The sequence below is a fragment of the Streptomyces sp. TG1A-60 genome (assembly GCF_037201975.1).
Classification (GTDB): domain Bacteria; phylum Actinomycetota; class Actinomycetes; order Streptomycetales; family Streptomycetaceae; genus Streptomyces.
Map to the genome: position 1 here is coordinate 854423 of NZ_CP147520.1, position 20875 is coordinate 875297.

Consider the following 20875-nt stretch of genomic DNA (forward strand, 5'->3'; position numbering starts at 1 on the left):
CGGACCTTCGCCTCTGCGGCCCATTCTTGCCTCAGAGGCAAAGACCGCCGGAGCCGCACCGTCGGCGGCCCCTTCCGCCGCCCGTACAACTAGTGCCGCGTCAGCCAAGGTTCGCCCCGTCGCGACGCCCGGCACGCCCTCTCGCCGCACCGGACGAAAGCCCGAGTACGTCCAGGCCCTTCGGGCGGATGACGCCTTCCGGCCGGCACGCCGAGAGCACGCACCGGACGCCGCTCCTTGACGGGCAAACCTTGACCGACGCGGCACTAGCGGCTGGCCACCGCCTGCTTCATCAGCGTCCTGCCGAAGTCCCACATCAGCCCGCTGCCGCCGTGCGCGTCGTCCATCACCTCGGTGAAGGCCTCGACGAACCGGTCCACCTCCCGTTCCCCGATGACCAGCGGCGGAATCAGCTTGATCACCTCCAGATGGTCGCCGGAGACCTGGGTGAGGATGCGATGCCGCCGCAGCAGCGGTACGACGACCATCTGCGCGAACAGTCCCTTGCGGGCCGCCTGGAGCATCGTCCAACGGCCACGCAGCTTCAGCGACTTCGGCCTGCCGAACTCGATACCGATCATCAGCCCCCGGCCGCGTACGTCGCTCAGCAGCTCGTACTTGTCTACGAGCGCCCCGAGCCGGGCCTTCAGCCGCTCCCCCGTGGCCCGGGCGTTCGCCACGAGCTGCTCGTTCTCCATGACCGAGAGGACGGCCAGGCCGGCGGCCATGGCCTGGGCATTGGAGCCGAAGCTGGCCGAGTGGACGAGGACGCGGTCCATCGACGCGTAGACCTTCTTGAAGATCCACTCCTTTCCGAGGGTCGCCCCGACCGGTACATAGCCGCCGGAGAGCGCCTTCGCCACACAGACCAGGTCCGGCTCGACACCGTCCTCGTGCTGGTAGGCGTAGAAGTCCCCGGTCCGCCCGAGACCGGTCTGCACCTCATCGACGATCAGCAGCGCCTTGCGCCGGCGCAGCAGCTCCTGTGCGGCGCGCAGATAGCCGGGCGGCGCCTCGCGCACCCCCTTGCCCTGGATGGGCTCGACGATGAGGGCGGCGACGTCGTCCTTCTTCAACTCTCTTGCCAGGGAGTCGAGATCACCGAATGGTACGGCCGTGTCGGGCAGCAGCGGTGCGAAGCCGTCCCGGAAGCCGTCCTCGCCGTTCACGGACAGCGAGCCGGCGGTGAGCCCGTGGAAGGCGTGGGCGCAGTACAGGACGCGCGGTCTGCCGGTGGCGCAGCGGGCGAACTTCAGCGCGGTCTCGACGGCCTCGGTGCCGCTGTTGCCGAAGAAGACCCGGTCCAGGTGCGGGCTGTGGGTAAGCAGCCTCTCGGCGAGCAGTCCGGGCAGCGGCTGGCAGTCGAAGCGGGTCAGGTCGGCGAGCCGCGCGTCGAGGACGTCGTGCAGCGCCTTGCGGACCACGGGGTGATGGCGGCCGAGCCCCATCACCCCGAACCCGGCGAGCATGTCCAGGTAGTCGGCGCCGTCCGCGTCCCAGAAGTACGCGCCCTCGGCCCGCTCGTAGACCTTGTCGAAGCCGATGGTGTGCAGCATGCGCGGGAGTTGGTGGTTGAGATGCCGGGCGTGGAGTTCGTAGCGCTCGGCGCCGCGCTCGGTCAGGAGTCTGCCGAGGTCGAACTCCTCGATGCCGTCGGTGGGTTCGGCGGTGGTCATTTACGGTTTCTCCTTGGCATGCTCGGCCTCGGGCAGGTCCCCCGTCGTCGGCTCGTCCTTGAGGGCCGGACAGACGCTGATCCGATCGGCGATCTCGACCGGCGTCAGACCTATGTCCGCCAGCACCTCCCCGCGCTTGGCATGCGGCAGGAACTGCTCCGGAATCCCGAACCGTCTTACGGGTAGGTCCACTTCGGCGTCCGCCAGGGCGAGCGCGACCGCCGAACCCACCCCGGCCGCCCGGCTGTTGTCCTCGACGACGGCCACCAGCCGGTGTTCGTCGGCGAGCCACGGCAGTGCCGGATCGACCGGCTTGACCCAGCGCGGGTCGACGACGGTGCAGCCGATGCCCCGCGCCTCCAGCAGTTCGGCGGCCTGCAGGCACACCGACGCCATGACGCCGACGGCCACCAGCAGCACCGCAGGACGCTCCGAGGACGGGGGGCGGTGCAGGACGTCCATGCCGCCCACCCGTTCCAGGGACGGGGTCCGGGGCCCCACCGACTCCTTGGGGAACCGGATCAGCGTGGGCGCGTCGTCGACGGCGACCGCCTCCCGCAGCTGCGCCCGCAACTGGTCGGCGTCGCGCGGCGCGGCGATCCGCAGCCCCGGCACGACCTGGAGGATCGACATGTCCCACATGCCGTTGTGCGAGGCGCCGTCGGTTCCGGTGACCCCGGCCCGGTCCAGGACGAAGGTGACCCCGCACCGGTGCAGCGCCACATCCATCAGCAGTTGGTCGAAGGCCCGGTTGAGGAAGGTCGAGTAGACCGCCACGACCGGGTGCAGCCCGCCGGTGGCGAGGCCGGCCGCCGACACCGCCGCGTGCTGCTCGGCGATCCCGACGTCCCACACCCGGTCCGGGAACTTCTCCGCGAACCTGCCGAGTCCCACCGGGTGCAGCATGGCCGCCGTGATCGCCACGACGTCCTCGCGCTCGTCACCGATGCGGACGATCTCGTCGCCGAAGACGGAGGTCCAGGACGGCCCGCCCGAGGGCGCGAGCGGCTCGCAGGTGAGCGGGTCCATCGCTCCGACCGTATGGAAGTGGTCCTCGTCGTCGGCCAGCGCGGGCTCGTACCCCGGCCCTTCTGCGTCAGGCAGTGGACGAGGACGGGCCCGTGGAAGCGCTTGGCGCGCCGCAGCGCCGACTCGACCGCCTTGAAGTCGTGCCCGTCGATCGGGCCGACGTACTTCAAACCCAGGTCCTCGAACATGCCCTGCGGTGCGAACGCGTCCTTGAAACCCTTCTTCGCGCCGTGCAGCGCCTCGTAGACCTGGTTGCCGACCAGCGGGGTGCGCAGCAGGACGTCCTTGCCCCAGGCGAGGAACTGCTCGTAGCCGTCGGTGATCCGGAGGGTGGCGAGGTGGTTGGCGAGGCCGCCGATGGTCGGGGAGTACGAGCGCTCGTTGTCGTTGACGACGATGACCAGCGGCCGGTCCCTGGCGGCCGCGATGTTGTTCAGTGCCTCCCAGGCCATGCCGCCGGTCAGCGCGCCGTCGCCGATGACGGCGACGACATGCCCCTCCTCCCCCTCACCTGGCGGGCCTTGGCGAGACCGTCGGCCCAGCCGAGGGCGGTGGAGGCGTGGCTGTTCTCTATGACGTCGTGCTCGGACTCCTCGCGCGAGGGATAGCCGGACAGCCCGCCCTTGCCGCGCAGCCTGGAGAAGTCCTGACGCCCCGTCAGAAGCTTGTGCACATAGCTCTGGTGACCGGTGTCCCACAGGATGCGGTCGACGGGTGAATCGAAAACCCGGTGGAGCGCCAGGGAGAGCTCCACCACCCCCAGATTGGGTCCCAGGTGACCACCGGTCCTGGCGACCGCGTGCACCAGAAACTCCCGTATCTCCTCCGCCAGTTCACCGAGTTCCGCCTCGGTCAGCGCCTTCAGGTCGCGCGGTTGCCGGATGCTCTCCAGAATCGTCACGCTCGGGCCCCCTCTCGGTCCTTGCTCTTCAGCCGTGTCGTCAGCTCACGGTGACCGCCGGCTCCCCCGACGCGACGCCGTCCTTCTCCATCTGCTCGGCGATCTTCATCGCCTCGTCGATGAGGGTCTCCACGATCTTTGATTCGGGGACGGTCTTGATGACCTCGCCCTTCACGAAGATCTGACCCTTGCCGTTGCCGGAGGCCACCCCCAGGTCCGCCTCACGTGCCTCTCCGGGCCCGTTGACGACGCAGCCCATGACCGCGACGCGCAACGGCACCTCCATGCCTTCCAGACCCGCACTCACCTCGTCGGCCAGCCGGTACACATCGACCTGCGCCCGCCCGCACGACGGGCACGACACGATCTCCAGCCGCCGCTGCCGCAGGTTCAGCGCCTGAAGGATCTGGATGCCGACCTTGACCTCCTCGGCCGGCGGGGCACTCAGCGAGACCCGGATCGTGTCACCGATCCCCTCGCTGAGCAGCGCCCCGAAGGCGACCGCGGACTTGATCGTGCCCTGGAACGCCGGACCGGCCTCGGTGACCCCCAGATGCAGCGGGTAGTCGCACCGGGCCGCCAGCTGCCGGTACGCCTCGATCATCACCACGGGGTCGTTGTGCTTGACCGAGATCTTGATGTCCCGGAAGCCGTGCTCCTCGAAGAGCGACGCCTCCCACAGCGCGGACTCCACCAGCGCCTCCGGCGTCGCCTTCCCGTGCTTGTGGAGCAGCCGCCTGTCGAGCGAGCCCGCGTTGACCCCGATCCGGATCGGCGTTCCGCACTCCTTCGCCGCCCGCGCGATCTGCTTGACCTTGTCGTCGAACTGCTTGATGTTGCCGGGGTTGACCCGCACCGCCGCGCAACCGGCCTCGATCGCCGCGAACACGTACTTGGGCTGGAAGTGGATGTCCGCGATCACCGGGATCTGCGACTTGCGGGCGATGGTGGCGAGGGCGTCCGCGTCGTCCTGCGTGGGACAGGCGACCCGGACGATCTGGCAGCCCGACGCGGTCAGTTCGGCGATCTGCTGCAAGGTGGCGCCGATGTCCGATGTACGGGTCGTCGTCATCGACTGCACCGACACCGGGGCCCCACCCCCCACGGCCACCGGACCGACCTGGATCAGCCGCGCGAGGCGGCGCTCCGCGACCGGTCGGGCGGGCACCTCGGGAACGCCCAGAGACACGGCGGTCATGACATCACCCCTGGTTCCCGGAGACCGTCTCGCGCAGGGCGCGCAGGGACTCCTTCAGCGATCCCATGGTGGCGAGGACGGCGGTCGGTTCGTAGCCGCAGTGCGCCATGCAGTTGGCGCAGCGCGGGTCCCTGCCCCGGCCGTAGGCGTCCCAGTCGGTCTTCTCGACGAGCTCCCGGTACGTCGTGACGTACCCGTCGCTCATCAGGTAGCAGGGCTTCTGCCAGCCGAAGAGCGAGTAGTTGGGGATCGCCCACGCCGTGCACGGGAAGTCGACCTTGCCCTCCAGGAAGTCCAGGAACAGGGGCGAGTGGTTCAGGCGCCAGCGCCGCCGGTTCCCGCCCGAGAATGCCTTCCTGAACAGTTCGCGGGTCTGCTCGACGCCGAGGAAGTGCTCCTGGTCGGGGGCCTTCTCGTAGGCGTAGGCCGGCGAGATCATCATCTCGTGGACCCGGAGGTCGTCGTTGAGGTAGTCGAGGACCTCGATGATGGTCTGCGGGGTGTCGGTGTTGAAGAACGTCGAGTTGGTGGTCACCCGGAAGCCGCGCCGCTTGGCCTCCTTGATGGCCGCCACGGCCTCGTCGAACACCCCCTCCTTGGCCACCGACTCGTCGTGCCGCTCCCGCAGCCCGTCGATGTGCACGGCGAACGCGAAGTACGGCGAGGGCTTGAACCTGTCCATCTTCTTGCGCAGCAGCAGGGCGTTGGTGCACAGGAATACGTACTTCTTGCGGGCCACCAACTGCCTCACGATCTCATCGATCTGAGGGTGCATCAGGGGCTCGCCGCCGGCGATCGACACCATCGGCGCACCGGACTCCAGGACGGCGCCCACGGCCTGGGCGACCGGCATGCGCTGTTTGAGCACGCCCGCCGGATGCTGGATCTTGCCGCAGCCCTCGCACTTCAGATTGCAGGCGTAGAGCGGTTCCAGCTCGACGATCAGCGGGAATTTGTCCCGTTTGCGAAGCTTCTGTTCAACGAGATACGTCGCCACCTTGATGGACTGGCGGAGCGGCATGGCCATCTGGCTCACCTCCGGGGGAGCAGCAAGGAACGGTGCCATTCGTAGTAAGCGGGAAGTACGGCACGAAGGACGCGGAAGGCCGATATTCCACCGTGTACCGTGCCGATCCGGACCAGTTCGTGCTCTGGAGCGTCCACGACCACCCGGACGGCCGCAACGGGGCGTGCGCCCGATCTCACGGCGCAGTGGAGCGTGACGGCGGACTCCATGTCGACCGCGAGTGCGCCGGTCGCACACAGGTCGGACCGTTCCTGACCGCGTACGACGTGGTCGGATCCGGTGAGCGGGCCGGTGTGGACCGTGCGGCCGGGCACGACGCGCTCCAGCTCTCTGACCAGACGTCGGGGGGAGACACAGGGCGTGACGGCACCGCCGGGCCCCCAGGTCTCCTCGGCGACCACCAGGTCACCGGGGTGCATACCGGGGGCGAGCCCGGCGCAGAACCCGGTGGCCAGCACGGCCGCGTCGCGCAGCCCCGGATCGGCGAGCAGCCGGGAGACGGACCGCTCGGCGGCCCTCGGCCCCATGCCGGTGCGCAGTACGGTGACCGGGCCCCCGGCGCCGCCCCGGTCGCCGCTGCGCAGGGCGAGCTGTTCGATGCCGAGCGCGCAGGCGATCAGCAGCGGAGCCGGGGAGGAGGGCGTGGTCATCAGCTTCCCCTGGCTTTCAGGACGGCCGGTTCACCGTTGACGTACCGGCCGAGCGCGGTGAGCGGGAACACCTGCCGGTAGAGGTGGTAGTTGATCGAGAAGTCCCAGGGGAAGCCGGTGCCGGTGAAGTGCGGCTCGTCCCAGCCGCCGTCCTCCCGCTGGGTCTGGGCCAGCCACTCGATGCCGCGCTCGGTGGCCTTGGCGTCCCGCTCCCCCGCCGCCAGCAGCGCGAGCAGCGCCCACGCGGTCTGGGATGCGGTGGAGGCGCCCTTGCCGCCCCACTCGGCCGGGTCGGGGTAGGAGCGCAGGTCCTCACCCCAGCCGCCGTCGTCGTTCTGTACGGTCTCCAGCCAGGCCACGGCCCGACGGATCGCGGGGTGCGCGGCGGGCAGTCCGGCAGCCGCCAGCGCGGGGACCACCGATCCGGTGCCGTAGACGTAGTTGACGCCCCATCGGCCGAACCACGAGCCGTTCGGCTCCTGTTCGGCGAGGAGCCACTCGATGCCCCGGCGGGTGCGTGGATCACGGGACAGGCCCTCGACCGCCAGCATCTCCACCACGTGCGCGGTGACGTCGGCGGACGGCGGGTCGATCACCTCGCCGAAGTCGCAGAACGGCAGCCGGTTGGGGAACGGGCTGGTGTTGTCGACGTCGAAGGCACCCCACGCCCCGTTCCTCGACTGCATGCCGAGGTTCCAGCGGACCCCGCGCCGGATGGCGTTCTCGACGCGCTCCGGGTCGTGGTGCTTGACGCGGCGCAGCGCGAGCACGACCTCGGCGGTGTCGTCGATGTCGGGGTAGTTGTCGTTGTGGAACTCGAACGCCCAGCCGCCCGGCGGGAGTTGGGGCCGCTTTACCGCCCAGTCGCCGGGGCGGACGATCTCCTCACCGAGCATCCAGTCGGCGGCCTTGACGAGTTGGGGGTGGTCGGCCGGCAGACCCGCGTCGGCGAGCGCGATGGTGGCGAGGCAGGTGTCCCACACCGGGGACTGGCAGGCCTCGATCATCCGGGCCCCGTCCTCGCGCCACACGGCGAACCGGTCGAGGGATTCCAACCCGGCCCGCATCACCGGATGCTGGAGGTCATAGCCGAGCAGGTACAGCGCGATGACCGAGTACACGGCCGGCGGCTGGATGCCGCCCCAGCAGCCGTCGTTCTCCTGCCGCTCGACGATCCAGCGGGCCGCGCTGTTCATGGCCGCCTTGCGCAGCCGCTTCAGCGCCACCTTGTGATAGCCGTGCAGCAGCTTGTCGAGCCGCTGGAAGACACCCTCCCAACTGGCCAACGGGTCGAGGGGCCCGGGCGGACTCGGCCGTCCCGGATCGGTGTGCAGCTCGTCCAGCGGGAACGGCGCGGGCCGCACCGGCCGCTTCGCCGAGACGACTGTCAGCGGGACGATCGTCTGCCGCGCCCAGCACCCGAAGTCGTAGATGTTCAGCGGCATCCACTTCGGGAAGTAGATCAGCTCCGGCGGCATCTCCGGCAGGTCGTCCCACTTCCACCAGCCGAACAGCGCGAGCCAGATGCGGGTGAACACCCGCGCCGCGGCGATGCCGCCCCGCTCCCGGATGAACGCGGACGCCCTCGCCATGTGCGGCTCGGACGGGTCGTCCCCGGCCAGCCGCAGCGCGACGTACGCCTCAACGGTGGCGGAGAGTTCGGGCGGGCCGCCGTGGAAGGTGGCCCAGGTGCCGTCCTCACGCTGCTCGCCTCTGATGAACAGGGCCGCCGCCCGGGTGGTCTTCTCGTCGCGAATTCCCAGGAACTGACGGAGCAGCAGGTCCTCGGCGTCCATGGTGACGTTGGTCTCCAGGTCGCCCTTCCACCAGCCCTGGGCGTCCTGTCGGGAGAGCAGGAAGTCGGTGGCGCGCCGTATGGCGTGTGCGGCGGCCTCCTGGACCCCTGCCGCCCCCGGGGCCTCGTGGTCGGTGTCGCTGGCCGAGGCCGCGCGGGGCGACAGTGCCCCGGTGCTTCCGTCGGTCGTCGCTGTCATGGCTTCCCCTTCGTGCAGTGGACGGATCTCTCTGCGGTGGGTCAGCCGTCGGCCGGTGCGTGTCCGGTGACGAGGCACCGGCCGGCGACTACGCGAGTGCTATTCGACCGACAGTGGTCGGCTCCTGGGCCACGGCGGTCATCTCTTCCGTACGACGACGAAGTCGGCGAGCCCCGCGAACTGGTCCCGCACCCGCTCGGGCATCCGGATGGAGTCCAGCGCGTCGATGGCGATCGTGTGCTGGCGGCGCGCCTCCTCGGCGGTCCACTCCCGGCCGCCCGCCTCCTCGATGAGGACGGCGCGCGCGGCGAACTCCTCCTCGGAGAAGTTCTCGAAGTCGCTGCTCTTGGCGTCGGCGGCGAGCAGTTCACCGAGCTGCTCGGAGGCCGGCCCGCCGGCCGCGAGCGCGGCCACGACCGGCAGGGACTTCTTGCGCTGGCGCAGATCGCTCCAGGTCTGCTTGCCGGTGGCGACCGGGTCGCCCCAGATGCCCAGCAGGTCGTCGACGGCCTGGAAGGCGAGGCCGAGGTGGTAGCCGTACTTCTCCAGCGTGTCGGCGGTGCGGTCGTCCGCGCCGCCGAGGACGGCGCCGATGGAGCAGGCGCAGGCGAGCAGGGCGCCGGTCTTGTTGCCCTCCATCTCCAGGCACTCCTCGACGGTGACCCGCTCACGGTGCTCGTAGGAGATGTCCTGGGCCTGGCCGTCGATGAGGGCGCGGGTCGCCGTGGTGACGCGGCGGGCGGCGCGGGCCGCCTCGGCGGTACCCAGTTCGAGCAGGATCTCGTTGGCGAGGACCATCAGGGCGTCGCCGACGAGGATGGCCTGGGCGGGGCCGTGCACCTTCCAGACGGTGTCGCGGTGGCGGCGCTGTTCGTCGCCGTCCATCAGGTCGTCGTGCAGCAGCGAGAAGTTGTGCACCAGCTCCACCGCGACCGCACCGGGGACGCCGACCTCGGGTGCGGCGCCGGTGACCTCGGCCGACATGACCGCGAGCGCGGGGCGCACGGCCTTGCCGCCGTCGCCGTCGGCGGGGTTGCCGTGGGCGTCGATCCAGCCGAAGTGGTAGGCGGCGACGGTGTCCATGGGGGGCGCCAGCCGGTCGACGGCCGCCCGCAGCACGGGGGTGGCCAGGGTCCGCCCGCGCTCCAGGAGCGCGGTCACGTCCACCGCGGTCCTCGCAGCGGCCGTCACGGCCGGGGGCACAGTGGGCACAGTCTCTCCTCTTGTTGCGGTGCCGGGAGTGCGAAAGCCGGTCCTGCGCGCTTCGAGCGTCACGCTGCCTCCTCGTAGCGGAAGAGGTGCTCTCGGGGCCGGCCCAGAGCGGCGAGGGCGGCGTCCGCCGCGCCGATGCCGCTGCGGACCGCACTCTCCATGGTCGCGGGCCACCCGGTGGCGGTCCACGCTCCGGCCAGGTACAGGCCGGGGGCCTCGGTGCGGGCGCCGGGCCTGAGCCGTCCGACGCCGGGGGTGGGAGCGAACGTCGCGGTGCGCTCCCGGGTCACGAAGAAGTCCTTCACCGCCGCGCCGCGCGCGGAGGGCAACAGCCGGTCCAGCTCGGGCAGATACCGCTCGCGCAGCACGGACACGGGCTCGTCGATCTCGTCGTGGGCGGCCGACTGCGACAGCGCCAGATACTGGCCCTGGCTCAGCCCGGACGCCTCCGTCCGGTCGAAGACCCACTGCACCGGGGAGCCGAGCGCCGCGAAGAACGGTCGCGTGAGCACCTTACGGTCGTACACCACATGGACGTTGAGGATCGGCACGGTGCCGATCTCCAGCAACCGCCCAGGGTCGTCGTGCGCGCCCTCTGGCAGCAGTTCGTACGTCTCGCGCTGCGGCACGGCGAGGACGACCGTGTCCGCGTCGATGCTCTCGCCGGGCGTCTCGACCCGCCAACTCCCGTCCACCTGAGGGCGGACAGAGGTGACACGGGTGCGGAGTCCGGTGCGGACCCCGGCCGAGTCCAGCGCCTTACGGGCCTGCCGGTCGTGCAGTTCACCCAGCGGGACCCGGGCCCATCCGATGTCGGCCGCGCCCGGGTCGGACAGCAGGCCCGTCTTGAACACCATCGCGGCGAGCCCTAGGGAGGCGTCCTGGGCCACCGCGTTGAGGGTGGCGACCCCCACGAGGTCCCACAGCGCCTCGACGGCACGCGCCGACTGGCCGTGCGCGGTCAGCCAGCTGCCGAAGTCCCGTTCGTCCAGGGCCGGATCCGCGAGGTCGAGCGCTTTCAGCGCCAGCGCCGCCCGTCCCACCCGGGCGCGCTCGGCGAGCGAGAGGTGGGGGTACGTGGCCAGGCTGCGCCCCAGATGCAGAGGTACGGGCAGCGCGTCGCGCCGCAGTCTGCCGAGCCGCCTCCCGGGCCGGCCCCCGGCGTCGAGGACCGGCACGTCGAGACGGTTCTGCAGCGGTGCGAGCGCGGCCCCGTCGACACGGTCGAGGAACCAGCGGTAGGCGGTGCAGCAGCGCAGATACACATGCTGTCCGTTGTCGACGGTGAGGTCGCCACGCTGGAAGGAGAAGGCGAGTCCGCCGAGTCGGGGCCGCCCTTCCAGGAGGGTGACCCGGACACCGGCGTCGGCGAGCGCGAGCGCGGCGGTGATGCCCGCCAGCCCCCCGCCGACCACCGCGGCCGTGCTCCGGGGACGGCCCGTACGGTCCGCGTCCGGCAGTCCCCCGGACTGTGCGCCGTCGGTCATCGTGCACCCTCCCCTGCCGGTCCGCCGGGGTGGCGACGCGGTCCCCTGCCGACCGTCGCAGTCAGGGACGCTCCCGCACCGCGGCGGGTTGCGTGCCGCTTTTCCCCGACGGATTCGCCTTTGCCCGGATGGTCCATCAGACGCGCCTCCTGACGGTACGGCGCGACACATGGCGGGTATCCAGACCGGACAGGCCGCGCACGGCGACATACGCCTTCTCACGCCCGGGCAGCGAGACCCGGCCGCGCAGTACGGCCTCCGGCTCGCGTTCGATGCGGTCCAGCAGCCGTCGGTAGATGCCGGCCATGGCGGCGACACAGGCGCCACTGCGCCGGTCGAGCATCGGCAGCAGCCGGTAGCCCTCGGCGAACAGGGCGCGAGCCCGGCGCACCTCGAAGTGCACCAGCCCCGCGAAGTCGGAGTCGGCCGACGGGAGCGGCCCGGCGAACCCGGCCGAGCAGCCGAACTTCGCGAGGTCGTCGGCGGGCAGATAGAGGCGCCCGCCCTCCGCGTCCTCCCGAACGTCCCTGAGAATGTTGGTGAGTTGGAGCGCGAGCCCGAGGGTGTCGGCATACTCCGGCGCGCGCTCCGCTCCGCGCACGCCCGGTTCCGTGCCGAAGACTCCGAGCGAGAGCCGTCCGATGACGCCCGCGACACAGCGGCAGTAGACCTTCAGGTCGTCCCAGGTCTCGTAGGTCTCGCCGCGTACGTCCATGAGGACGCCGTCGATGAGTTCGTCGAAGGCGTCGAGGGGGATCGGGAAGGTCTCCCCGGCGTGGGCGAGGGCCACCGCGACGGGGTCCGTGTCGTCCTCACCGACGGAGCCGTCCCGGACCCGGGTGAGCAGGGCCCTGGTCTCCTCCAGCCGGGCCTCCTTGACCTCGGCGGCGAGCGCGCCGTCTCCGATGTCGTCGACGCGCCGGGAGAACGCGTACAGCGCGGACATCGCGCGGCGCTTGGGCGTCGGCAGCAGTCTGATGCCGTAGGCGAAGTTGCGGGCCTGCCGCCCGGTGACGGCCTCGCAGTAGCTGTAGGCGGCGAGTACCGGCGCGGACGCGTGTGGTTCCGACTCCACGATCCGGATCACCCCTCTCCTCGCAGGGTCGCGCCCACCTCGCGCAGCAGCCGGAGCTTGCCGGGCTTGGGCGGGCCGGGAAGTACGTCGAACTCGGCGGCGGCGAGCGCGTGGAGGGCCGCCCTTCCTCCCGCCACGAACCCCGCGAGGAGCAACTTCAGCCCGCCGTGGACGCTACCCACGAGGGGGGTGCCCTCCTTCAGGAGAAGCCGGGCACGTTCCGCCTCGTACGCGACCAGCGCGCGCACCGACGCGCCCGCTGTGGGTGCGGCGAGATCCGCCTCCTGAACGTGAAAGCGCTTCATGTCCGCGGCGGGCAGATAGACACGGTCGCGGCCGAGGTCCTCGGCCACGTCCTGGAGGTGCTCGACGATCTGCAGCGCGGTGCAGATCGCGTCGGAGTGCCGAACCCGCTCGGGGGTGGTGATGCCGGTGACGGCGAGGACCAGGTGGCCGACCGGGTTGGCGGACAGCTCGCAGTACGCGAGCAGGTCGTCGTAGGTCTCGTACCGCTTGACCAGTTGGTCCTGGCGGTTGGCTGCGATCAGGGCGAGGAACGGCTCGGGGGCGAGCGAGCGGCGGCGGACGGTGCGCTGGAGCCCGCGCAGCAGCGGGTGGCCCGGGGTGCCGTCGAAGACCTTGTGGAGGTCGGCCTCGAAGGCGTCGAGGAGGAGCAGTCGGTCGTCGGCGTCCTGGGGGCGGACGCCCAGGAGGCGGGCGTCGGCGCCGCCGGGAGCGAGGTCGCCGTCACCGATGTCGTCGACGAGGCGGGCGAAGCCGTAGACGGCCATCAGGTCGTCGCGCCAGGCCCTGGGCAGGTAGAACGGCGCGACGGGAAAGTTCTCGGTCCCGGCCTTGTCGAGGGTGTCGCGCTCCGGGTCGCCGGTGCGCGCCGTCCCGGTTTCGGTCACCGCCCGTCACCTGGCGCGGGAACGGCAAAAGCATGGTCGAGCCGGGGAGTCTCCGTAGCCATGGCCATCACATCTCCCGTTCTACACTGCCGACCCAATACGCACTATTTCGGACACGCCGCCCAGCGGTCGGCGTCTGCGGCTGATGCCGGGTGTCGCGCATTATGGACCCACTTGCCGCGATTCGGCACCGGTACAGCTTACGTTGTACAACGCACCCTGCTCCGTCAGGGTGTCCCGCACATCACAAGAACGCACCGATTGCCCCAAGATTCCTGTGGGCGACCGGAGTTGGCGCTTCCTTCGCGCACGACCGGACCCGGCCTCCTTCGCAGACGCCGGGCCCCGCCGGAACAGTTCCGGCGGGGCCCGGTCGTTTCGGGCTACTTGCCCGTGAACTTCTCGTATTCCTTCAGCACCTCTTCGGTCGGACCGTCCATGCGCAGTTCGCCGCGTTCCAGCCACAGGACGCGGTCGCAGGTGTCGCGGATCGACTTGTTGTTGTGGCTGACCAGGAAGACCGTGCCGGCCTCCTTGCGCAGCTCGCGGATGCGGGCCTCGGAGCGCTTCTGGAAGTTGCGGTCTCCGGTCGCGAGGGCCTCGTCGATCATCAGGACGTCGTGGTCCTTGGCCGCCGCGATGGAGAAGCGCAGACGGGCCGCCATGCCGGAAGAGTAGGTGCGCATGGGCAGGGTGATGAAGTCACCCTTCTCGTTGATGCCGGAGAAGTCGACGATCTCCTGGTAGCGCGCCTTGATCTGTTCACGGGACATGCCCATCGCGAGGCCGCCCAATATGACGTTCCGCTCGCCCGTCAGGTCGTTCATCAGGGCGGCGTTGACGCCGAGCAGGGAGGGCTGGCCGTCGGTGTAGACCTTGCCCTTCTCCGCGGGGAGCAGACCGGCGATGGCACGCAGCAGGGTGGACTTGCCGGAACCGTTGGAGCCGATCAGGCCGATGGCCTCGCCGCGGTAGGCGACGAAGGAGACGCCCCTGACGGCGTGCACCTTGCGCACGCCCCGCGCCGCGTCGTCGGAGCCTCGCTTCAGGATGCGGCTGAGGGCGGCGGTGGCGCTGCCCTTGCCGGTCCTGGCACCGTTGACGCGGTAGACGATGTGCAGCTCGTCCGCGATGACGGTGGGAATGAGTGCCTCAGCCACGGCCGTACCTCTCCTCCGCCTTCCAGAAGTACACGAAGCCGCCGAGCGCGATCAGCGCGGCCCAGCCGGCGGCGACCGCCCACACGTGCGGCGGCAGGTTCTCGCGGCCGTAGCCGTCGATCAGCGCGAAGCGCATCAGGTCCATGTAGATCGCGGCGGGGTTCCACTGGAGGATGTCGGCGATCCACTTGGGGTGTTCGGCGAGCATCACGGGGATGGAGAACATGACGCCGGAGGCGTACATCCAGGTCCGCATCACGAACGGCATCAGCTGCGCGAGGTCGGGCGTCTTGGCACCCATACGGGCCATGATCAGCGCGAGGCCGGTGTTGAAGAGGAACTGCAGTGCCAGCACGGGGAGGATCAGCAGCCACGACAGCCGCGGGTAACTGCCGAAGCCGACCACGATGACGAAGAGCACGATCATCGAGAACAGCAACTGCTGGAGCTGCTGGAGCGAGAAGGAGATGGGCAGCGAGGCGCGCGGGAAGTGCAAGGCGCGCACCAGGCCCAGGTTGCCGGAGACCGCGCGCACACCCGCCATCACCGAACTCTGTGTGAAGGTGAAGACGAACACGCCCGTGACCAGGAACGGGACATACACCTCGCGCTCCATGCCCCGGTCGGCGTTGAGGATCAGGCCGAAGATCAGGAAGTACACCACCGCGTTGAGCAGCGGGGTGGCCACCTGCCACAGCTGGCCGAGCTTGGCCTGGCTGTACTGAGCGGTGAGCTTCGCCTGGGAGAAGGCGAGGATGAAGTGGCGCCGCCCCCACATCTGGCGGACGTACTCGACGAGTCCGGGCCGGGCGCCGCTCACGGCGAGTCCGTACTTGGCGGCCAGTTCCGTCGCGGAGAGCCCGTCGTCGGGCGACGGACGGTCGCTCACCGCGAGCCTGCCGTCATGCGTTGTCTCACTCACAAGTGGAAACTTTCGTCCTCAATGTGCGCAGCCTGGTCGGGCCGAGGCGGAAACCTGGACCGGGTACGGCCGCATGCTCTCAGATATCGAGCTTGTCAGATGACGGGAGGCCGGCCCAGTCGGGTCAGCCGCCACACCGTACGCCACTTCATGGGCCGACGGGGGCCGCAGGAGCTCGTCCAGCCCTCCTTGAAGCCGCCGAACCAGGCTTTCAGGGCCGGGGCGGAGGGCTTGCGGAGCAGGGTCAGGAGCAGCCAGACGCCCAGGTAGACCGGGACGAGGAGGGCCGGGAGGTTACGGCGCGCGAGCCAGACGCGGTTTCGCGCGACCATGCGGTGGTAGACCGCGTGCCGGGAGGGCGCGGTCGTGGGGTGGTACAGCACCATGTCGGACCGGTAGTCGATCATCCAGCCCGCGTCGAGGGCCCGCCATGCCAGGTCGGTTTCCTCGTGCGCGTAGAAGAACGCGTCCGGGAGTCCGCCGACTTCGGCCAAGACCTGGGTGCGGACGGCGTTGGCGCCGCCGAGGAAGGTGGTGACCCGGGAGGAGCGCATCGGGTCGGAGGCGCGCAGCCGTGGCACATGGCGCCGCTGGGTCTCGCCGGTATCGGGGTCGGCGATCCGGAAGCTGACGATGCCGAGCTTCGGGTCTTCCTCGAAGGCCCGGCGGCAGAGTTCGGCGGTGTCGTGGTGGGCGAGCAGGCCGTCGTCGTCCAGGAAGAGGAGGACGTCGACGTCCCGGCCGCTGGGGCCGAACGCCTCGATGCCCATGTTGCGGCCGCCGGGGATGCCGAGGTTCTCGGGCAGCTCGACCGTCCGCACGCCCTCGGGGACGTCCGGGACGGGCGAGCCGTTGCCGACGACGACAACCTCGACCCGGTCACCCTCCTGCTTGGCGACCGAGTCGAGGAGGGCGCGGAGCTCGTCGGGACGGTTGCCCATGGTGATGATGACCGCGCCGACCTTCATGCCGTCGCTCACTTCAGCCTGCTGGAGGCGAGGATGGAGACCAGGTGCAGCAGGGTCTGGAGCAGGGCGATGCCCGCCAGCACGGCGACGCCGAGCCGGGAGAAGAAGAGGTCGCCCCGGACCTGGTCCAGGACCGCGAGGAACAGGATCAGCAGGGATGCCTCGACGCCGAGGATCAGCCGGTGGAACTTCAGCGCGGCGGCGGCCTTGCGGGCCAGCGCCATGCCGGAGGAGCGCGGCTCGGAGGCCGACTCCTGGACCGGCGGCTTGCCGGTCTGGTGCCGGGCCACACCGACGAGGTCGGTCTCGGCCTTGATCAGGATGGCGCCGAGGGCGGCGAGGGTGCCGAGGAAGGCCCACAGCCAGTCGATCCGTCCGGTGCCCCACAGGTCGGCGGCGCGCAGCCCGAAGCCGACGAGCACGGCCGCGTCGCACAGGTAGGCGCCGACCCTGTCCACGTAGACCCCGGCCATCGAGAACTGCTTGCGCCAGCGGGCTATCTCCCCGTCGACGCAGTCGAACAGCAGGTACAGCTGGACCATCAGCACGCCGAGGACGGCGCCCGGGATGCCCGGCACCAGCAGGGCCGGGGCTGCGAGGACGCCGAAGACGGTCATCAGGTAGGTCAGCTGGTTGGGCGTGACCCGGGTGTTCACCAGGTGCCGGTCGATGCGCAGGGAGACCTCGCGCATGTAGAGCCGGCCGGCCCAGTGCTCGCCGCTCCGCCGGTCCTTCACACCCGGGGGGTGAACGACCGGGCGGAGCTCAGCTACCGATGGCTTTGGCATAGTCGGCGTATGCGTCCTTGATCTGTTCGGTGCTCAGTTCGAGGTGCTCGAGAATGGTGTAGCGGCCCGGCCGGGTCTGCGGGGCGAACTCCACGACCTGGACGAACTCGTCCACGGTGAAGCCGATCTCGTCCGGGAGGACCGGGAGGCCGTGGTGCCGGAGGACCTCGGTCATCTGGCCCGCGATCTCGTGGTGGCCCCGCAGGAACGTGGCGAACGCGCCGCCGAGACCGCACTGTTCGCCGTGCAGGGCGTTGCGCTTGGGGAAGCTGAGGTCGAACGCGTGGCTGATCTCGTGGCAGGCGCCCGAGGCGGGACGGCTGTCGCCGGCCACGGACATCGAGATCCCGCACAGCACGAGGGACTCCGACAGCGTCGTCAGGAAGTCGTCGTCGCCGACGCCACCGGGGTGGCGCAGGACCGCCTCGGCGGCCTGGCGGGCCATGGCGGCGGCCAGTCCGTCGACCTTCTCACCGGTCTCCCGGCTCGACAGCTCCCAGTCGGCGACGGCGGAGATCTTGCAGATCACATCGCCGATGCCGGCCCGCACGAAGCGCACCGGGGCCTCACGGATGACGTCGAGGTCGATGACGATCCCGATCGGGTTCGGCACTCCGTAGGAGCCGCGGCCCGCGTCGTTGTCGAGGGTGGCGACCGGGGAGCACAGACCGTCGTTGGCGAGGTTGGTGGCGACGGCGACCAGCGGCAGGCCGACACGGGCCGCCGCGTACTTGGCGCAGTCGATGACCTTGCCACCGCCGAGCCCGACCACGGCGTCGTAGTGACCGCCCTTCTTGATCGAGTCGGCGAGGCGTACCGCGCCGTCGATGGTGCCGTCGGCGTCGCAGAACCAGTCCGCCTCCGGAAACGCGGGGGCGAACCGCTCGCGCAGCGCGCGGCCGGAACCGGCGCTGATCGCGAAGGCCAGCCGCCCCGACGGCGCGATGCGCTGGTCCGACAGGATCGTCGCCAGATCATCGAGCGCGCCGGGACGGATGTCCACGACGACCGGCGAGGGGATGAGCCTCGTCAGTACTGGCACGCGATCTCACGTCCCTTGGCGAGGTCGTCGTGGTTGTCGATCTCGACCCACTTGACGTCACCGATGGGCGCGACGTCGATGCGGAAGCCCCGGTTCACGAGTTCCTGGTAGCCGTGCTCGTAGAACTGCTGCGGGTCCGTCTCGAAGACCGTCTTCAGCGCGTCGGCCAGCTCGTCGGCGGCCTCGCCCTCGATGAGGGTGACGCCGATGTACTCACCGGTCGCCTCGGCCGGGTCCATCAGCTTGGTGATCTTCGTCATACCGCCCTCGGGGCCGACGACGACCTTCATCTCCTCGTCCGCGAGGGACTTCACCGTGTCGAGGGCGAGAATGATCTTCTTGCCGTCGCCGCGGGCGGCGAGCAGGGTCTTCTCGACGGAGACCGGGTGCACGGTGTCGCCGTTGGCGAGGATCACCGAGTGCTTGATGGCGTCACGGCCGCACCACAGGGAGTAGGCGTTGTTCCACTCCTCGGCCTTGTCGTTGTCGATGAGGGTGATCTTGAGCCCGTACTTGGCCTCCAGCGCCTCGCGGCGCTCGTAGACGGCCTCCTTGCGGTACCCGACGATGATCGCGACCTCGGACAGGCCGATCTCGGCGAAGTTGGCGAGGGTGAGGTCCAGGACGGTGAGGCTCTCCTCGTTGCCTTCGGGGCCGACCGGCACCAGAGCCTTGGGGAGGGTGTCGGTGTAGGGGCGAAGACGCCGTCCGGCGCCGGCCGCCAGCACGAGGCCGATCATGCGGGTTCTCCTTCATCGTGTACGGCGGGTGCGCCGGTTTTATGGGCGGTCACCCAGAAGCGGATGCTCTCGACGAGCACCAGCAGCGCCACGGCCACGGCGAGAGCCGTGAGCGCGACCTTGAAATCTGTGGGCGCGAGCAGCGCGGCCAGGACGGTGACCAGCAGCGTCCTGCCTTCGTGACCGCCGATCGCCCGCACCAGCCACTGGGGCGGTGCGCCGGCGTCGCCGCGGATGCGGTACACCGTGTCGTAGTGATGGTAGGCGACCGCGGCCACCAGCCCGAAAGCCGCGGGAAGGGCCCCGCTCACATCGGCTTTCGCGGCCAGTACCAGAACGGTGCAGTATTCGGCCGCGCGGAAGAAGGGGGAACGAGCCAGTCCAGGGCGCCCGTCAGCGGCAGCGAGACCGCCGCGGCCGACGTGAGGGTGTACAGCACGGCCGCCGCGACGGGCAGCCCACTGCCGTACGGCTCCAGCCAGGCGGCGGCGACGAGGAGCACGGCGCCCGGCATGGCCACGAAGGCGCGCGCGCCGAACGGCGGCCGGGCGGGCAGCTTCCGCAGCGCGCGTACCAGTGCCTGCGCGAAGGGTCCGCTGTCCGCGAGGTCCGCCAGTGCCCGAGCGGCCCGGTCCGTCCGCCGGGCCTTGCGGGTCAGCGAGCGCAGCACACGGCCCGCCGTGGTGTACGTCGCGGCGAAGGCGCAGCCGATGAGCAGCGCGTAGAAGGTGATACGGGGCGTGGTGACCGCCGTGAGGACGGCGATCATCGCCCAGCGCTCGCCGATCGGCAGCACGACCATCCGGCGGATCCAGACCGTCCAGCCGACGCTGTCGAGCCTGTCGGAGAGGGCGGCGGTGGGACTGGTGTTGGCGGTGCCGGCGGTGTCCCCGGCGTTCGCCTCGTTGAAGGAGAAGTCGACAACGTGGCGGCAGGTCTGCAGGACCATCGCGCCGAGGGCGAGCGCCCATACGTCGTCACCGCCTCGGGCGGCGCCGAGGGCGAGGCCCGCGTAGTAGGCGTACTCCTTGGCGCGGTCGAAGGTGGCGTCGAGCCAGGCGCCGAGCGTCGAGTACTGCAGCGAGTAGCGGGCGAGCTGGCCGTCGGTGCAGTCGAGGACGAAGGAGGAGATCAGCAGCAGGCCGGCCGCGATGAACCCGCCGCGGGTGCCGGTGGCCGCGCAGCCGGCCGCGATCAAGGCGGTGATCAGTGAAGCCGTGGTGACCTGGTTCGGGGTCAGGCCCCGGCGGGCGCACCAGCGGGCGAGGTAGCGGGAGTACGGGCTGATGCAGTACGTGGTGAAGAAGCCGTCGCGGGACTTCACCGCCGTACGAAGCCGTACGGCCTCGTCGTCGACGGCGGCGACCGCCTGGCGGGCCTCGTTGCGGGCCTGCGGGTCGGCGGGGACGACGGCGACGAGGGTGCCGAGTTCGGGCCGGTACAGGGGGACGTCGTCGGCGTCGAGGGCGGCGATGACCCGGTCGGCGACGGCGTCGACGGCGATGGCGGTGTCGCCGCTCGCGGCGGAGCTCTCGCGGGCCAGTGCCCGGGTCAGCGTCTGACGGGCGACGGCCTGCACGGTCACGGCGCCCGGGAGGGCGGCGGTCTCGAAGCGGGGGTCGGTGAGTCCCAGGCGCAGCGCGTGCACATGGCCCACGAACCGGGAGTCGACGATCGCGACCCGCTGTCCCGCGGGCACCGCCGCCAGGAGCGTCTCGGTGTCACCGGCGTCGGAGGCGACCCGCACGTCGAAGCCGAGCGACCGCAGATCGCTCTCCAGCGACGATCCGGGGACCGGCTGACCGGTGAGGATGGCGGTCGACAGACGAACTCACTCCTTGGGTGCCGACGCGACGGCGCCGGACATGTGCGTGGTGGGGGCGCTCCGGCCCGCCAGGGCCTGTCGTCGAACGCCGTGAGGCAGGCGGGAATTTCGACGACAGGCCCTGGGGCCCGGCGGCGTGTCGGCAGAGGTTATCGGATGAAGAGAAGCAGGCGTTCACCGCCCGTTCACGGCCCGATCGGTTCGGCCTGCTCGGCCTGCTCGGCCTGCTCGGCCTGCTCGGCCTCCGCCGCGATCATCATCGGGGATCCG

General features: G+C 70.5%; 15 protein-coding genes and 2 pseudogenes. All 17 read right to left on the minus strand.

Translation table 11 applies throughout. The annotated features are described in order from the left end of the window. Positions 1-266: 266 nt before the first annotated feature. A complete protein-coding gene (locus WBG99_RS03110) occupies positions 267-1676 on the minus strand; it encodes an aspartate aminotransferase family protein (RefSeq protein ID WP_338894813.1) in 1410 nt (469 codons plus the stop codon). After that, positions 1677-3606, minus strand: a pseudogene (gene dxs, locus WBG99_RS03115) (1-deoxy-D-xylulose-5-phosphate synthase). Positions 3607-3646: 40 nt separating this feature from the next. Then, the gene (gene ispG / locus WBG99_RS03120) at positions 3647-4804 is read right to left on the minus strand and encodes a flavodoxin-dependent (E)-4-hydroxy-3-methylbut-2-enyl-diphosphate synthase (protein WP_338894814.1); all 1158 of its coding nucleotides are present in this window, start codon (positions 4802-4804) and stop codon (positions 3647-3649) included. A 4-nt stretch (positions 4805-4808) separates the two neighbouring features. Next, complete coding sequence (gene hpnH, locus WBG99_RS03125) at positions 4809-5831, minus strand: adenosyl-hopene transferase HpnH (protein ID WP_338894816.1); 1023 nt, start codon at positions 5829-5831, stop codon at positions 4809-4811. Between the two features lie 5 nt (positions 5832-5836). Next, positions 5837-6481 carry a 1-hydroxy-2-methyl-2-butenyl 4-diphosphate reductase gene (locus WBG99_RS03130; RefSeq protein ID WP_338894817.1) on the minus strand — a complete coding sequence of 215 codons (645 nt, stop codon included), beginning with the start codon at positions 6479-6481 and terminating at the stop codon, positions 5837-5839. Next, positions 6481-8475 (minus strand): squalene--hopene cyclase, encoded by a 1995-nt coding sequence (gene shc / locus WBG99_RS03135; protein ID WP_338894818.1) that lies wholly within the window; start codon positions 8473-8475, stop codon positions 6481-6483. The genes WBG99_RS03130 and shc overlap by 1 nt, the downstream gene beginning before the upstream one ends. A 138-nt stretch (positions 8476-8613) precedes the next feature. After that, positions 8614-9666 carry a polyprenyl synthetase family protein gene (locus tag WBG99_RS03140; RefSeq protein ID WP_338900191.1) on the minus strand — a complete coding sequence of 351 codons (1053 nt, stop codon included), beginning with the start codon at positions 9664-9666 and terminating at the stop codon, positions 8614-8616. A gap of 80 nt (positions 9667-9746) precedes the next feature. Continuing rightward, positions 9747-11174, minus strand: coding sequence for a hydroxysqualene dehydroxylase HpnE (gene hpnE, locus WBG99_RS03145; RefSeq protein WP_338894819.1), 1428 nt, complete (start codon positions 11172-11174; stop codon positions 9747-9749). A 136-nt stretch (positions 11175-11310) separates the two neighbouring features. Further along, a complete protein-coding gene (gene hpnD / locus WBG99_RS03150) occupies positions 11311-12261 on the minus strand; it encodes a presqualene diphosphate synthase HpnD (RefSeq protein WP_338894820.1) in 951 nt (316 codons plus the stop codon). After that, on the minus strand, positions 12258-13160 hold the full coding sequence (gene hpnC, locus WBG99_RS03155; RefSeq protein ID WP_338894822.1) for a squalene synthase HpnC: 903 nt from the start codon (positions 13158-13160) through the stop codon (positions 12258-12260). The genes hpnD and hpnC overlap by 4 nt, the downstream gene beginning before the upstream one ends. A 383-nt stretch (positions 13161-13543) precedes the next feature. After that, on the minus strand, positions 13544-14320 hold the full coding sequence (locus WBG99_RS03160) for an ABC transporter ATP-binding protein (protein WP_338894824.1): 777 nt from the start codon (positions 14318-14320) through the stop codon (positions 13544-13546). Then, positions 14313-15242: an ABC transporter permease gene (locus tag WBG99_RS03165; protein ID WP_338894826.1), complete on the minus strand. Its 930-nt coding sequence runs from the start codon at positions 15240-15242 to the stop codon at positions 14313-14315. The genes WBG99_RS03160 and WBG99_RS03165 overlap by 8 nt, the downstream gene beginning before the upstream one ends. A 95-nt stretch (positions 15243-15337) precedes the next feature. Then, the gene (locus WBG99_RS03170; RefSeq protein ID WP_338894828.1) at positions 15338-16222 is read right to left on the minus strand and encodes a glycosyltransferase; all 885 of its coding nucleotides are present in this window, start codon (positions 16220-16222) and stop codon (positions 15338-15340) included. Further along, entirely contained in the window at positions 16219-16998 is a 780-nt protein-coding gene (locus tag WBG99_RS03175) for a CDP-alcohol phosphatidyltransferase family protein (RefSeq protein ID WP_338894829.1), read from the minus strand. The genes WBG99_RS03170 and WBG99_RS03175 overlap by 4 nt, the downstream gene beginning before the upstream one ends. After that, positions 16976-18040, minus strand: coding sequence for an iron-containing alcohol dehydrogenase family protein (locus tag WBG99_RS03180; RefSeq protein ID WP_338894830.1), 1065 nt, complete (start codon positions 18038-18040; stop codon positions 16976-16978). Before WBG99_RS03180 ends, WBG99_RS03175 begins: the two co-directional genes overlap by 23 nt. Further along, the gene (locus WBG99_RS03185) at positions 18028-18780 is read right to left on the minus strand and encodes a phosphocholine cytidylyltransferase family protein (RefSeq protein ID WP_338894831.1); all 753 of its coding nucleotides are present in this window, start codon (positions 18778-18780) and stop codon (positions 18028-18030) included. The genes WBG99_RS03180 and WBG99_RS03185 overlap by 13 nt, the downstream gene beginning before the upstream one ends. After that, a pseudogene (locus WBG99_RS03190) lies at positions 18777-20605 on the minus strand (DUF5941 domain-containing protein). The gene WBG99_RS03185 and the pseudogene WBG99_RS03190 overlap by 4 nt, the downstream one beginning before the upstream one ends. Between the last annotated feature and the right edge of the window lie 270 nt (positions 20606-20875).

Coding starts and splice junctions, on each gene's coding strand:
- hpnE (WP_338894819.1), bottom strand. CDS start 11,174: ATGACCGACGGCGCACAGTCCGGGGGACTGCCGGACGCGGACCGTACG.
- WBG99_RS03185 (WP_338894831.1), bottom strand. CDS start 18,780: ATGATCGGCCTCGTGCTGGCGGCCGGCGCCGGACGGCGTCTTCGCCCC.
- hpnH (WP_338894816.1), bottom strand. CDS start 5,831: ATGGCCATGCCGCTCCGCCAGTCCATCAAGGTGGCGACGTATCTCGTT.
- ispG (WP_338894814.1), bottom strand. CDS start 4,804: ATGACCGCCGTGTCTCTGGGCGTTCCCGAGGTGCCCGCCCGACCGGTC.
- shc (WP_338894818.1), bottom strand. CDS start 8,475: ATGACAGCGACGACCGACGGAAGCACCGGGGCACTGTCGCCCCGCGCG.
- WBG99_RS03130 (WP_338894817.1), bottom strand. CDS start 6,481: ATGACCACGCCCTCCTCCCCGGCTCCGCTGCTGATCGCCTGCGCGCTC.
- WBG99_RS03110 (WP_338894813.1), bottom strand. CDS start 1,676: ATGACCACCGCCGAACCCACCGACGGCATCGAGGAGTTCGACCTCGGC.
- WBG99_RS03175 (WP_338894829.1), bottom strand. CDS start 16,998: ATGCCAAAGCCATCGGTAGCTGAGCTCCGCCCGGTCGTTCACCCCCCG.